The organism is Paenibacillus sp. FSL R7-0216, assembly GCF_037969915.1.
GTDB lineage: Bacteria > Bacillota > Bacilli > Paenibacillales > Paenibacillaceae > Fontibacillus > Fontibacillus rhizolycopersici.
Genome location: NZ_CP150222.1, coordinates 4,737,301 through 4,750,974, shown reverse-complemented (window position 1 = coordinate 4,750,974; position 13,674 = coordinate 4,737,301). Strand labels below are relative to the sequence as shown.

Sequence of the window (13,674 nt, the reverse complement as noted above, 5' to 3'; positions counted from 1 at the left end):
AAGCATTCCATTTGGTTATAGATAAAATGAATTAAAGGAGCGCAGGCTGTTGGATATCCGACAAATGCAGGTTTTAATTGAAGTCGCACGGCAACGAAGCTTTACCAAGGCAGCCGAAGCGATGTACATTACCCAACCGACCATCAGTAAAACCATCAAAGCCATGGAAGAGGAACTCGGGGTCGTGCTGTTCGATCGGGTCGGCAAAAAAATCGAGCTGACCGACGCCGGACGGATTATCGCTACGCAGGCCCAACAAATCGTGACCTCCTTCCAGAACCTGATGGCCGAGCTCGACGATTTGCGTAATTTGAAGAAAGGACATCTCCGCATCGGGCTTCCGCCGATGGTGGGGGCGAGCTTTTTTCCGAAGGTGATTGGGGAGTTTCATCAACGCTATCCCGATATAACGATCCAGCTTTTTGAGGACGGGGCCAAAAAAGTAGAACAGGACGTCGCCGGCGGATTGCTGGATGTGGGGGTTGTCGTGTTGCCGACGGTGGAAGCGGAGCTTAGCTGTTTTCCTTTTGTCGAGGAGAAGCTGAATCTGGTCGTACATCCCTCGCATCCGCTGGCGGAGCAGGAATCGGCGGAATTGTCCGAGCTGTCCCAGGACGGCTTCGTGTTGTTCCGCGAGGACTTTACGCTGCATGACCGCATCATCGGGGAATGCGCGAAAGCCGGGTTTCAGCCGCATGTCATCTACGAGAGCTCGCAGTGGGACCTGATCAGCGAGATGGTGGCCGTTGGCCTCGGCATCACGCTGCTGCCGGAAACGATCTGCCGCGAGATCGACGACGAGGGTGTACGGATCATCCCACTCGTGAAGCCGGTGATACCTTGGAAGCTCGGCATCGTATGGCGTGACGATCGATATCAGTCTTTTGCCACTCGGGAATGGATTCGGTTTGCTCAGGAAGTGTTGGCGCCTCATATTGGGTAAAAATACCCGAATTGTCTGAGTTCTGACAAACAATGGGACACTAGACTACTTGTGCAACCTGTAGAGCCTGCCTATAATAGCGAAATGATTCACAAATTGTTGATTAGGGGATAAAGCATAAATGAGTTTGCTGCGAAAAAAATCGATTTCTTTCATGTTGCAAGAGAAACAGATGGCCGGCTCCAGTCCGGGGGGGATGAAAAAGGAGTTGGGCGTTTTTGACCTGGCTATGCTGGGGATCGGCTGTATCGTCGGTACGGGAATCTTCGTGCTTACCGGAGTGGCTGCCGCCCAACACGCCGGTCCAGGCCTAATCTTATCCTTTATTCTGGCCGGTATCGTCTGCGCGTTCTGCGCGTTGTGTTATGCCGAATTTGCCTCCATGGTCCCCGTGTCAGGGAGTGCCTACACTTACAGTTACGCCACCTTTGGCGAGCTGATCGCCTGGATCCTCGGGTGGGACCTGATCCTGGAATACGGCTTTGCCGCTTCGATGGTGGCGAGCGGATGGTCGGGATATTTCCAAGGCTTGATCTCCGGCATGGGAATCACGTTGCCGACGGCGCTCAGCAGCGCCTTTGATCCGGCGAACGGCACCTATGTTGACGTCCCGGCGATCTTGATCGTGCTGGTGCTGACATTTATCGTCTCCCGTGGCTCCAAGGAGTCTTCGCGGTTGAATTCGATCATGGTTATCGTGAAAATCGCCGTGATCCTCCTCTTTATCGTGGTGGGTGCGTTCTACGTCAAACCGGGCAATTGGACGCCCTTCATGCCTTTTGGCTTCAGCGGAGTTGTGACCGGGGCGGCGACGGCGTTCCTATCCTACATCGGGTTCGATGCGGTGGCCACCGCCGCGGAAGAAGTGAAGAATCCGCAAAAAGATCTGCCACGCGGCATTATGTGGTCCTTGGTCGTGTGCTCCCTCCTGTACGTTCTCGTGACGGGTGTGCTGACAGGGATTGTTCCTTATGCCGAATTAAATGTGAAAAACCCGGTGGCCTTTGCGTTGCAATATATCAACCAGAATTGGGTTGCCGGCTTTATTTCCCTGGGGGCGATCGTCGGGATCACAACCGTTTTGTTCGTGCTCCTGTTTGGACAGACGCGACTGCTCTACGCCATCGGACGCGACGGCCTGCTGCCGAAGCCGCTGGCTCGATTGAATCCGAAGACCGGCGTCCCGGCGAACAGCACCTGGGCGACGGGAGTTATCGTTGCGATTTTTGCGGGTTTGATTCCGTTGCGCAAGCTGGCTGATCTCGTCAGCATCGGGACCTTGTTCGCGTTTATTTCGGTGTCGCTGGGCATCATTATTTTGCGCAAGTCTCGTCCGGATCTAGAACGGTCGTTTAAAGTTCCATTGGTACCATGGATTCCGGTGCTGGCCGTGCTGACCTGCGGTTATCTGCTGATCAGCCTGCCGGCGGTGACTTGGATCGCTTTCCTGATTTGGATGGTTATCGGACTCATTGTCTACTTTGCCTACGGCTACAAACATAGCGAGCTCTCGAAGTAAACACAGTGGCATCGCGGCTGCATATTTCCCGGGAATTTAGCAGATAGTAAAGGGGCATGTCGAAATTTGCATAGCCCTAAAGCTACGAAGGAGAGACAGCCGTGAAGTATGCCTTAATCTGTTCATTGCTGGTCAGCCTGCTGTTCGGAACGGGATTACCCGTTGCATCAGCCCAAGCGGACGTTACCCACCATTTCGGATTCAAAAAAAGCGTTGGCGGCCAGCTTCCCTCGATTAACGAGGAAGGGTTCAAAGATATTATCGATAAGAACGGCGCGATTTTCCTCGCAGATCCTTCGCGCAAAGAATTGTTCTTAACGTTCGACAACGGTTATGAGAACGGTTATACCGCCCCAATCCTCGACACGCTGAAGGCGAAGAAGGTCCCGGCGATCTTCTTTGTGACCGGCCACTACATTAAGGACCAGCCAGAGCTGCTGAAGCGCATGGCTGCAGAGGGCCATTTGATCGGCAATCACTCTTGGAGCCACCCGGACATGACGACGATTTCCGACGCGCAAATCCGGGAGGAGCTGGAGAAGGTAAAAAGCGCAACCGCCCAGGTGACGGGGCAGTCCAAGATGGAGTACCTGCGCCCGCCACGCGGCATTTTCAGCGATCGGACGCTGCGCGTGACGAGGACGCTCGGGTATACGAACGTTTTTTGGTCCGTCGCTTATAAGGATTGGGATGTGAACGACCAGCACGGGGCGGATTATGCCTACCAGAAGGTCGTATCGCAGTTGCATCCCGGCGCGGTGATCCTTCTGCACTCCGTCTCCAAGGACAATGCGGCGGCTCTCGGAGCGATCATCGATGAAGCTCGCCGGCAGGGATACGAGTTCAAGAGCCTCAATGAGCTGAAACCGGAACAACCGCGTCCACAATCCTAAAATCCAGACCGTTACAGGCGGGCGAAATGCCCCGATGTACGGTCTTTTTTTGCCTTATTTGTCTGAATTTTGACGGCGCTTGACTTCACATTTGCAGGCTCTTATAATTAGGCATGCAAATTAATAGTCGCACTAATTATTAAACAATGAAAATAAATAAGGGGGGATTGGTTTGTTCACCGGTGATAACCCGCAGGCGCATAGGCTACTGAAGGCTTTTCACCGCTTTCGGAGGCTCGATCTCAGCAAACTGACGCCGTCGGAGTTTAAACCTAGCGAAGTCAGATTGATGTTTTACATCTTACATGGCATGGAGAAGGATGAACGTGGGGTAACCGTGTCAGAGCTCAGCGCGATGATGGAGGTTGCTTCTCCGACCGTCACGCCGCTCGTTCGCAGTTTAGAGGAGCGAGGACTGGTCCTGCGTTACAACGACAAGGAGGATCGCCGGGCGGTTCGAGTTAAGCTGACGGAGCAAGGGCTGGACCATGTCAAGGAGACGGCCAAGAAACGTTCGGCCCAAATCCAAGGGTTGGTAGAGTTTCTAGGCGAAGAGAAGAGCCGGCAGCTTATTGAGCTGTTGGAGCAGGTGTACGATTACGTAGATATGAAGCTGCATACAGACAAAAGTCAAGAGGAATGAAATGAATAGAACAAGTGGAGTTGATGGGAATTGATTAAACTATTCCGCAATTTGAAACCATACCGCTGGCTTGTGGCCGCGGTGCTTATCTTCGTCTTCTTCCAGACGTTATCAGAGCTGTACTTACCAACGCTGATGGCGGACATCGTAGATAAAGGGGTAGTGAACGGAGATACGCCGTATATCTGGCGAATCGGCGGGCTCATGCTGGTGGTTGCGCTCGGAGGGATGGCCTGTTCGATCGCAGCCAGCTATTTCTCGTCTAGAGCCGCAACCGGCTTCGGGAAGCTGCTTCGGGGCAAGGTATTCAAGCATGTCTCGAACTTCTCGCTGGAGGAGTTTGACACAATTGGCACCGCCTCGCTGATTACACGCACGACCAACGACATTACTCAAGTGCAGCAGGTATTGATCATGATCCTGCGCATGATGGTTATGGCGCCGATGATGTGTTTGGGCGGGATCATTATGGCCGTTTCCAAAGACGCGACGCTGTCGCTGGTGCTGGTGGTTATCTTGCCGGTGCTGGCCGGGGCGATTTTCCTGATCGCCCGCAAAGGGTTGCCTTTATTTAAGGCGATCCAGAAGAAAATCGACAAATTGAATCTCGTTATGCGCGAAAGCCTGACCGGGATTCGCGTCATTCGTTCTTTTAACCGGACCGACTACGAAAGCAAGCGTTTCGACGCGGCGAACCTCGATTTGACGGATACATCGATCAAGGTCAACAAAATCATGGCCTTTATGATGCCGATTATGATGTTGGTCATGAACTTGTCTTCCGTGGCGATCATTTGGTATGGAGGGCTGCGGATTGACGCTGGAGATATGCAGGTCGGCGATCTGATGGCGTTCCTGCAATACGCCATGCAAATCATGTTCTCCCTTGTCATGGTGTCGATGATGTTCGTGATGATTCCGCGGGCTTCGGCTTCGGCCATCCGGATCAACGAGGTGCTGGACATGGTGCCGGTGATCAAGGATTCGGCAGCTAGCAGCCGGCCGACGGAAGCGAAGGGACTCGTCGAGTTCCAAAGCGTCTCCTTCAGCTATCCCGGGGCGGAACAACCGGCGGTTCAGGACATTACGTTTACCGCTAAGCCGGGCCAAGTGACGGCCATCATCGGCGGGACGGGTTCCGGGAAATCCACGATGATCAGCTTGATTCCGCGGTTCTACGACGTGCAGGCTGGCAGCGTAAGGGTTGACGGTGTAGACGTCCGCGATATGACGCAGGAGGAACTGCGCAGCAAAATCGGCTTTGTCCCGCAAATGGCGGTGCTCTTCTCGGGAACGATCAGCGAGAACATCCGCTATGGCAAGGAAGATGCGACCGACGAGGAAGTGTGGCGCGCTGCGGAAATTGCTCAGGCGAGAGATTTCATCGGTAAAATGGAACAAGGCTTCGAGTCGCCCATCGCCCAAGGCGGCACCAACGTGTCGGGCGGACAGAAGCAACGGCTATCGATTGCCCGCGCTTTGGTGCGGCCTGCGGAAATTTATATCTTTGACGACAGCTTCTCGGCGCTCGACTTCAAGACCGATGCGAAGCTGCGGGCCGCCTTGAAACAGGAAACGAAGGAATCTACCGTCATCATCGTCGCACAACGCGTCAGTACCGTGCTTGATGCCGATCAAATTATCGTGATGAACGATAGCCAAATCGCCGGAGTCGGTACGCATCAAGAATTGATGGAAGCTTGCGACGTCTATAAAGAAATCGTCTATTCACAGCTTTCGGAGGAGGAGATCGCATGAGTCAAGAGCAAACTGAGAAAAAACGCGGATTCGGCGGCCCTCGCCGCGGGCACGGCGGACCCGGCGGACACGGGGGTCCTGGTATGGGAATGCCAGTGGAGAAAGCGAAGGATTTCAAAGGAACCTTAAAACGGTTGATCCGATACTTAAGACCGCATAAGGTTCAGTTGGCCGCGGTACTGGTCATGGCCATTTTGAGTACCGTGTTCAGCATCTTCAGCCCGAAGGTGATGGGGAAGGCGACCACCAAGTTATTCGAAGGCATCGTAGCTAAGTTTCAAGGCGTTCCCGGTGCGGAGATCGACTTCCAGTATGTCTGGCAAATTATTATGATCCTAATTGGTTTATATGTACTGAGCGCGCTATTTGGCTATGTCCAACAGTATTTAATGGCCGGCGTCGCCCAGAAGACGGTTTACGACCTGCGGAAGGACGTCAATGCCAAGCTGAACAAGCTGCCGCTGAAATACTTCGACGCCCGGACGCACGGGGAAATCTTAAGCCGGGTCACCAATGACGTCGACAACATCGCCGGTACTTTGCAGCAAAGCTTGACGCAGTTGATCACGTCGATCCTGACGATCATTGGCGTTATCGCGATGATGCTGTCCATTAGTCCGCTGATGACCTTGATTGCGGTCCTGACGCTACCGCTGAGCGTCGTGGCGATCACCTCGATTGCCAAACGGTCGCAGAAACAGTTCGTCCGCCAGCAAAAAGAACTCGGACAGCTGAACGGTCATGTGGAGGAAATGTATACCGGTCACAAGATCATCAAAGCGTTTGGCCGCGAGACCAAGTCATTGGAGCAGTTCGACAACATTAATGAACGCCTGTATGAGGCGGGCTGGAAGGCTCAGTTCATCTCCGGCGTCATCATGCCGATTATGAGTTTTATCGGGAACATCGGATATGTACTCGTTTCTGTGGTCGGCGGGATTCTCGTGACTAAGAGAACGATCGAAATCGGCGATGTGCAGGCGTTTATCCAGTACTCCCGTCAATTTACGATGCCGATCACGCAAACGGCGAACATCGCCAACATCATCCAGTCGACCGTAGCTTCGGCGGAGCGGGTGTTTGAAATCCTGGATGAGGAAGAACAGGTACCGGAAACAGCGAATCCCACTGTATTGGAACAGCCTCGCGGCGATGTGGCGTTCAATCATATCCAGTTCGGTTACGATCCGGAACATCTGTTGATCGAAGATATGAACATCGACGTGAAACAGGGCCAAACGATCGCCATCGTCGGGCCAACCGGCGCCGGCAAAACGACGCTGATCAACCTGCTGATGCGCTTCTATGAGGTGAACGGCGGATCGATCACGGTGGATGGGGTCAACATTGCCGAGATGAAACGCGGCGACTTGCGCAGCCTGTTCGGGATGGTCCTGCAGGATACGTGGCTGTTTAACGGTACGATCCGCGATAACATCGCCTACGGCCGCGAAGGTGCAACGGAGGAGGAAGTCGTGCGTGCCGCCAAAACGGCGTACGCAGACCACTTTATCCGTACGTTGCCGGGCGGGTATAACACGGTCCTGAATGAGGAAGCGTCGAACATCTCGCAAGGGCAGAAGCAATTACTGACGATTGCTCGCGCCATCCTTGCCGATCCGGCGATCTTAATTCTCGACGAAGCAACAAGCAGTGTCGATACCCGGACCGAGGTGCATATCCAGAAAGCGATGAATGAGCTGATGAAAGGCAGAACGAGCTTTGTCATCGCCCACCGGTTGTCGACGATTCGGGACGCCGATCTCATTCTCGTGATGAACCATGGTACCGTGATCGAGAAGGGCTCGCACGAAGAACTGCTGGCACTTGGCGGCTTCTATGCCGATTTGTACAACAGCCAATTCACCAAAGGCGACTTCGAGCCAGAAGCGGTATAAAGCTGTCGATTCACAAAAAACGCCCCCGCATATGCGGGGGCGTTTGCTATGGACGTGCACTCTTCGCGCAGGGGCCGTGGGCCGGGGCCGGGTGTACCTTTATGGCCCCTTTGCATCATTATCCCTTTTGTTAAGGGAACATGGAGTGTGGGGTGTCGTCTTTACCCTATCCGGTTCAGTTCGCAGCGAGCTGATCCAACGGGATAATCGTGCAAAGGCCCGGACAGAGGGTATCATCTGCTCGCGAACCGTCCTAGTTACAACTGCGTTCAGGCTTCCCCGGCCAGGTGGCGTAGCGCCGCCTCATCGCGGAGGAGCAACTGCCGTCCCGAGACGGTAAGCACACCGTCATTGCTCAATTGACGCAGCTTGCGGCTTAGCGTTTCCGGCGTGGCGCCGATCAGGCCGGCGAGTTCTTTTTTGGACACAGGGAGTGCGAATTCCTGAGAATCCGGAGCGGCTTTGCGATGGAAATATAACAGCATTTTGGCTAAACGCCGATCGGCCTCAAGCAAGGTCAATACGGCCGCCCAAGCATCGGCTTCCTCCAGCTGCGTGCTGAGTGCGGTCATGAATCGGGCCGCCGTATCTGGATCGCGTCGTAAGATATCGAGAAAATCGCTGCGGTGAATCCGGCAGACGCCAGTTGAATCGGCTGCGATGGCGCTGGCGTAATGGGGCTTCTCCTGCAGTAAGGCAAACTGGCCGAAGAAATCTCCGGGGAACAGCAGTCGAATGATATGCTCTTTGCCGTTATCCTCCAGCTTGGTCAGCTTAATGATTCCGCGATTGACCACGAACAGCGCATCCGAGAGGTCGCCTTCTCGAAAGATGGTCTCGCCCTTGTGGTACTGCGAGGTACGCATCACGGAATGGAGCAACTCGACCTCCGCTTCGCGCAGCTGCGCAAAGACGGGAACGTGTGCTAGACAGGATGGAGCGTTGGCTGCATTTTGGGCGTGGCAAGCGCAGGAACTCATTCGTGACCCCTTCCTTTCTTAAAATGACAGCGTATTTTACCTATAACTTAACAGTCTATCGGTCAAGGTATAGTGATCATTATCACAATATTTCTGTCGAATTCTTGATCCATATCAAGGTGTATTGAGGGCAGATATGGCAAATTAAACCTATCAACGGCATGCGCCGGTTATCCAAGGATAGGGGGAAGTACAATGAGAGGATTTACGTTTAATGAATTGAAACAAATCGACCGTTCTCGGCTGGGAGGTGAGGTGCCGCTGGAGTTGTTTCGGGCGATCCGCCTGATCGGTATGCAACAAGGGCTACCTTTGGAAGGGAAAGGGACAACCGCTTCGATCGGACGCAAAATCGGCGAAAGCCTGCCCGTGGAATCGTTGGATGAGCTGCTTGGCTTATTCGCTGAACTGCGTATCGGATTGCCGCGGGTTTTGGAACAGGGTGAACGATTGATTCGGATCGCCATAGACGATTGCTTTTGCAAGGGATTGCCTTTGATTGAGGAGAAGAAGGTATGCGATCTGGAGGGTGCGATTCTGGAAGGGGCGCTCGGCAAAATGTTAAACCGGAAGGTTAGCGTACGGGAAACGAAATGTAATGTTTGCGGGGACGAACACTGCGAGTACGAAATCCGGATCTATGAATAAAATCGAATTATGTCGAATATAACGCTAAATAAAGTAAATTATTCTACATAATCCGACACCTCCTGCCGATATTGATTTCATACGTCAATACTTCTAAAGAGAAGCGCAGGAGGTTATGGAAATGACAGGTCAAGATGTCAACGATTTTCTGTACAAAGATTTACGAAAGAGGAACCTGTTGATCTGTTCGACTTTAACGACGACGGTAATTCTCAGCCTCGCCATCCTTTTGGGACTACATACGAGCGCAAAGATTATCACATTGATCGTTATCCCGAACTTGTTGATATTGTTGCTGGTTTGGGGGGGGCACGTGACCCGGAAGAAGGAACATTGGATCCCGTATATCTCTATCGTGGGCATATTCATTACTGCGATGATCACCGTTTTTCAAGGAGGCGGAGGCCCGCTTGGAGCAGTATCCGCATTCTTCGTCCTAAGCGTTGGTATCATGTACCATGATTTTAAGGTAACCATGACGGGTTTAGTCGCGGCATTGGTGGTCATCCTGGTCAAATATACAGTGTTCCATGAACCGGCAGGGGAAGGTTCCAATATTGCGGTGCTGATGTATTTCTTCATCGTGACCGCTTGGGTATTGTTGGCCCAATCCTCGCTGGGACGCAAAATGCACGCACATTCGGCAAGTATGTTCAAGGAAACTTCGGAACTCTTAGCACGTGAATTGGAACGGGAGAAAGTGACTTCCGAGGCTACCCAGACGATCGCGGCCAGCATCGGAGAGATTCGGGGGAACAGTCAGGATAACTACCAGGCGTTTCAAGAGATGGCTACGGCATTTCAAGAGATGGCTTCGGGTGCGGCGGTACAAACGGAGACTATCGGGGGGATTTCGGAGAATATCGTCACCTCTAACGGGTATATCAACCGGATGACGACTGCCCTGGGCGAACTGGTCGAAACGGTGTCGGAAACGAAAACGGCTTCCGACGAAGGGGCGGCAGTGATCGGGCAATTGACAGGCACCATCGATCGTTTCCACACAAACATGAATGGCATGAAGGAAGATATCGGAGCGCTGATCGGAAATATCCACCTGATTGCCGAGCTCACTGCCTCCATCCGTGAAATTGCAGAACAGACGGGGCTGCTGTCTTTAAATGCGAGCATCGAGGCGGCTCGAGCGGGTGAGCAGGGTCGCGGGTTTGAAGTGGTGGCGAATGAAATTCGCAAGCTGGCCGATTTAACGAACGAATCCGCGAAACAGATTACGGACAACGTGGGGCAAGCTACTCGTCAGGCCGATTTGTCCCAGGTGCGGCTGGAGGAAAACGTCAACGACATGGAACAAAGCTTGGCATTGGTCAGAAAAACGGAAGGCGCGTTTATGTCGATCAACGCTAATGTGGAGGATCTCGCGCAGGGAGCGGCCGACATCAGCAGCGTTGCCAGTTCGGTGCATGAGAAAACTGACGAGATCGAGCAGGCGGTCAACGACTTTGTGGCCGTGGTGGAACAGTCCTCAGCTACCCTGCAAGAACTATTAGCCACCGTCGATACGTTGACTTCGCAAAACCTGCCGATGGTTCGCCGGATCGAGGAAACCGACCAGGCTGTCAAACAGTTGGTCGCAATGAAATCGCAGGCGTAATCATAAAAGGATATGCTTAGAAATAAACGGCTTGATCCAAGGGATCAGGCCGTTTGTGTTTGTTACTTTGCCAGCAAATACACGCCAAGTAATATGACAGCCACACCGGCCAGTTTGGTTAGGGTGATCGATTCGTGGAACAGGAAATAGGCCGGAATCAACGCTAGGACGTAAGCGAGTGCTTGAAGCGGGTAGGCGACGCTTAGCGGAAGGCGGGACAACACCGCGAACCATAACAACGTAGCTATGCCGTACAACGCAACCCCTCCGATGACCGCCGGGGAGGTCGCAAGCTTCCCCCAGTGAAGGCCGCCAGAACGCCCTAAACCGATTTTGAACAGGATTTGCCCGGTCACGAGGAGCAGAATATTGCCTAATAGCAGGATGTAACTAATGGTTTTGTCCATGTTCGTGGACCGCCTCACGTTCTTTAAGGATGACGATTTCTTGAGTTAAGCGCAGTACTTGGGTCGTCAGCCGGGTTATGACGATCGTTAGGTGCAGGATAAACGCAAAACAGAAGAGCAAGCCGAACAGAAACAGCACGGCCGGTGCATACTTAACACCTAACTGTTTAGCGATCCATTCGATGAGAGGGACGTTCATCGAGCAGATCAGCAGGATCGCGCTGAACAGGATCCAGAGCAGGGAATATTGCTCCCGCAGCTTTTGCCGACGGACCAGTTCCAGGACGAATAGGAGAAACAACGCGGCAACAAAAACCGAGAGGATATAAATCGCCATTTATTCGGTCACCGCCGTTCGCTGGAGCGGGCGACGCAGTGCGCTCATGAGTACGGATAAGGTCACCTTCACCATGTAATATGCGGAACGCAACGGCGTAATGGACGATCTCCCGGTTATTCGGGGACGCATTTCGACTGGGATTTCCGCTATCCTGCAGCCTTGGCGTTTCAAATACACGATCGACTCCACTTCGGGATAATCGGTTGGATAATACCCGGCATACAACTCGATGACCTTGCGTCCGGCGGCGCGGAATCCGCTGGTCGTATCGGTGAAGCGTTCGCCGGTAACCCAGGAGACAAGCCGGGAGAAGAAGACGATGCCCACCCGTCTTGCCGCAGATGACCGGAAGGACGCGGCCCCCAGGAATCGGGAGCCAATGACGAGGTCATGCTCCTTAACTCCGGCAATCAATCTTCGCAATTCTCCGGCCGGATGCTGGCCATCGGCGTCCATTTGCACGGCGATGTCATAGCCCCTTTGTTTGGCGTAAAGATAACCGGTTTGCATCCCCCCGCCGATTCCCACGTTGTAAGGAAGCGTCAGCACCTTGGCTCCGGCTTCTCGGGCGCAGCTTTCCGTGCGGTCGGAGGAACCATCGTTAACCACGAGGATATCGGCCTCCGGTACGTGCTCCCGGACATCCCGGATTACTGAGCCGATACTGGCTTCCTCGTTGTATGCGGGGATGATAACGAGAATGTGCTGTGAGTCCAAGTTCATGAGGCGACGGCCTCCTTTCGTTCCGGCCGATGATGAGAGCGGCGCTTGAATCGGGAGGCTAGGTCGCCGAGAAGAAAAGATCCGAATAGAATCAGCATGGTCATATTAGGATAACCGTAGCGGTTAAACGCAACGAACGGTATGTAAATTAACGTGAAGTAAGCTAAAGCCAACAAGAGCGGCAGCAAGCGGTCCAGCTTCAAGCGATGCGTTGTTACGGCCCACAGGATGCCAGCCGTGTTCACGTACATCAGCACTTCTTGGACAACGTTCATCACGGGACGGCTCACCGGCCAAAACGGCCGGGAATAAAACGGATGGACATAGAGCTCCACCCATCGCCCCAGGGTATACCAATACAAGTATTTCATCGGCTCATGCGCAAAACCGTAACGGAGGATGTCCAAACCTTTGCGGATCGCCGCGGAATCGGCGCCTTCGAATATCGTTTTGGGATCATACTGGGGGTAGGCCTCGAAGAAGCCAGCCGGAGGCAACTGCCAACGGATTCGCGTGCCCAACAGGAACGGGCTTCCGCCGGAATTTGTAAACAGGATGAATTCATGAAACGTCACCCAGTTGCGAATCCACCAAGGCGTCAGCAGCAATGCATAGGTACTTCCCATTAGCAGAGTGTATTTCAACATCGTCCGCCAAGGAAGCTTCACTCGTAGCCATAAGACCAGAAGAACGGCAGGGTACAGAGAAGCGTGAGGCTTCAAATAGGCCGCCGTGGCAGTAAGGCCGCCGATGAGGATGTATAGGGCAGATCCGCCGCGGTCCTTGGCCAGGATCGTGCAACAGACGAGGAGCAGCAGTAAGGTGCGGAAAGTTGTTTCCGAGAGAATGACCCCGGAAGAGAAGTAATCTGGTGGATACAAAGCAGACACCGTGCAGGCGATCAAAGCCGCACGGGTGTTGAAGATCCGCCGGCCTATCCAGAAGATGAGGTAAATACACAGTGTTTGCTGAAGACATTGGAACAGGCGAAAGGCAATAATGCCGCCCTGATCCTGGCCGAAAACGGCCATGAACCCGGACAGCATGAGCGGCAGCCCGGGCATGATGAAGGCGGAAGGCGCCTCTTTGGTATTGTAAGCAAGTACACCTTCGTTCAGCAGAAGGCGGGAGGTCTGAATGTACTTCACGTCATCGTTGTTCGGGCGAACCGGGTCGCCTAATAGGAAGTAATCGTTGTACACCAGGACGACAAGACACGATACAATTCCCACAAATGCCATCAGACCGAACAGATACCACTTGACCGGGCGATGGACTTCGGATAACGAGAACACAGCGATTCAACCCCA

At 53.4% G+C, this 13,674-nt stretch carries 13 protein-coding genes; 8 read left to right on the top strand and 5 right to left on the bottom strand.

Going from position 1 to position 13,674, the window contains the following annotated elements; all coding sequences use genetic code 11:
• The first annotated feature begins 49 nt into the window (after positions 1 to 49).
• The 6 genes from MKZ15_RS21860 (at position 50) to MKZ15_RS21835 (ending at position 7,654) form a co-directional block, all read left to right on the top strand.
• Positions 50 to 943 (top strand): LysR family transcriptional regulator, encoded by an 894-nt coding sequence (locus MKZ15_RS21860; RefSeq protein ID WP_155604888.1) that lies wholly within the window; start codon positions 50 to 52, stop codon positions 941 to 943.
• A gap of 121 nt (positions 944 to 1,064) precedes the next feature.
• Positions 1,065 to 2,462 carry an amino acid permease gene (locus MKZ15_RS21855; RefSeq protein WP_213622257.1) on the top strand — a complete coding sequence of 466 codons (1,398 nt, stop codon included), beginning with the start codon at positions 1,065 to 1,067 and terminating at the stop codon, positions 2,460 to 2,462.
• A gap of 101 nt (positions 2,463 to 2,563) precedes the next feature.
• Complete coding sequence (pdaA, locus tag MKZ15_RS21850) at positions 2,564 to 3,355, top strand: delta-lactam-biosynthetic de-N-acetylase (protein WP_339818130.1); 792 nt, start codon at positions 2,564 to 2,566, stop codon at positions 3,353 to 3,355.
• A gap of 172 nt (positions 3,356 to 3,527) precedes the next feature.
• Entirely contained in the window at positions 3,528 to 3,998 is a 471-nt protein-coding gene (locus tag MKZ15_RS21845) for a MarR family transcriptional regulator (RefSeq protein ID WP_213622256.1), read from the top strand.
• A 30-nt stretch (positions 3,999 to 4,028) separates the two neighbouring features.
• Positions 4,029 to 5,756, top strand: a complete 1,728-nt coding sequence (locus MKZ15_RS21840; protein ID WP_339818126.1) for an ABC transporter ATP-binding protein — start codon at positions 4,029 to 4,031, stop codon at positions 5,754 to 5,756.
• Entirely contained in the window at positions 5,753 to 7,654 is a 1,902-nt protein-coding gene (locus MKZ15_RS21835; protein ID WP_339818123.1) for an ABC transporter ATP-binding protein, read from the top strand. The genes MKZ15_RS21840 and MKZ15_RS21835 overlap by 4 nt, the downstream gene beginning before the upstream one ends.
• 269 nt (positions 7,655 to 7,923) lie before the next feature.
• Here the strand turns inward: MKZ15_RS21835 and MKZ15_RS21830 are convergent, their stop codons facing one another.
• A complete protein-coding gene (locus MKZ15_RS21830) occupies positions 7,924 to 8,634 on the bottom strand; it encodes a Crp/Fnr family transcriptional regulator (protein WP_155604893.1) in 711 nt (236 codons plus the stop codon).
• Between the two features lie 195 nt (positions 8,635 to 8,829).
• Between MKZ15_RS21830 and MKZ15_RS21825 the strand changes: the two genes are divergently transcribed.
• Both MKZ15_RS21825 and MKZ15_RS21820 read left to right on the top strand, forming a co-directional pair.
• On the top strand, positions 8,830 to 9,282 hold the full coding sequence (locus MKZ15_RS21825) for a V4R domain-containing protein (protein ID WP_155604894.1): 453 nt from the start codon (positions 8,830 to 8,832) through the stop codon (positions 9,280 to 9,282).
• 121 nt (positions 9,283 to 9,403) lie between these two features.
• Positions 9,404 to 10,894 (top strand): methyl-accepting chemotaxis protein, encoded by a 1,491-nt coding sequence (locus MKZ15_RS21820; RefSeq protein ID WP_193417064.1) that lies wholly within the window; start codon positions 9,404 to 9,406, stop codon positions 10,892 to 10,894.
• A gap of 62 nt (positions 10,895 to 10,956) precedes the next feature.
• Here MKZ15_RS21820 and MKZ15_RS21815 read toward each other — a convergent pair whose 3' ends face one another.
• From MKZ15_RS21815 to MKZ15_RS21800, 4 genes are read right to left on the bottom strand one after another with little or no spacing between them, the layout of a single operon-like run.
• Positions 10,957 to 11,301, bottom strand: a complete 345-nt coding sequence (locus tag MKZ15_RS21815) for an EamA family transporter (protein ID WP_155604896.1) — start codon at positions 11,299 to 11,301, stop codon at positions 10,957 to 10,959.
• Positions 11,285 to 11,638: a DUF2304 domain-containing protein gene (locus MKZ15_RS21810; protein WP_193417065.1), complete on the bottom strand. Its 354-nt coding sequence runs from the start codon at positions 11,636 to 11,638 to the stop codon at positions 11,285 to 11,287. The genes MKZ15_RS21815 and MKZ15_RS21810 overlap by 17 nt, the downstream gene beginning before the upstream one ends.
• On the bottom strand, positions 11,639 to 12,364 hold the full coding sequence (locus MKZ15_RS21805) for a glycosyltransferase family 2 protein (RefSeq protein ID WP_339818110.1): 726 nt from the start codon (positions 12,362 to 12,364) through the stop codon (positions 11,639 to 11,641).
• Complete coding sequence (locus MKZ15_RS21800) at positions 12,361 to 13,659, bottom strand: glycosyltransferase family 39 protein (RefSeq protein WP_339818107.1); 1,299 nt, start codon at positions 13,657 to 13,659, stop codon at positions 12,361 to 12,363. Before MKZ15_RS21800 ends, MKZ15_RS21805 begins: the two co-directional genes overlap by 4 nt.
• Positions 13,660 to 13,674: the final 15 nt, after the last annotated feature.

Excerpts from the sequence above, each read along its gene's own strand:
- MKZ15_RS21805 (WP_339818110.1), bottom strand. The coding sequence starts at position 12,364 with ATGAACTTGGACTCACAGCACATTCTCGTTATCATCCCCGCATACAAC.
- MKZ15_RS21855 (WP_213622257.1), top strand. The coding sequence starts at position 1,065 with ATGAGTTTGCTGCGAAAAAAATCGATTTCTTTCATGTTGCAAGAGAAA.
- MKZ15_RS21810 (WP_193417065.1), bottom strand. The coding sequence starts at position 11,638 with ATGGCGATTTATATCCTCTCGGTTTTTGTTGCCGCGTTGTTTCTCCTA.
- MKZ15_RS21825 (WP_155604894.1), top strand. The coding sequence starts at position 8,830 with ATGAGAGGATTTACGTTTAATGAATTGAAACAAATCGACCGTTCTCGG.
- MKZ15_RS21815 (WP_155604896.1), bottom strand. The coding sequence starts at position 11,301 with ATGGACAAAACCATTAGTTACATCCTGCTATTAGGCAATATTCTGCTC.
- MKZ15_RS21835 (WP_339818123.1), top strand. The coding sequence starts at position 5,753 with ATGAGTCAAGAGCAAACTGAGAAAAAACGCGGATTCGGCGGCCCTCGC.
- MKZ15_RS21830 (WP_155604893.1), bottom strand. The coding sequence starts at position 8,634 with ATGAGTTCCTGCGCTTGCCACGCCCAAAATGCAGCCAACGCTCCATCC.
- MKZ15_RS21820 (WP_193417064.1), top strand. The coding sequence starts at position 9,404 with ATGACAGGTCAAGATGTCAACGATTTTCTGTACAAAGATTTACGAAAG.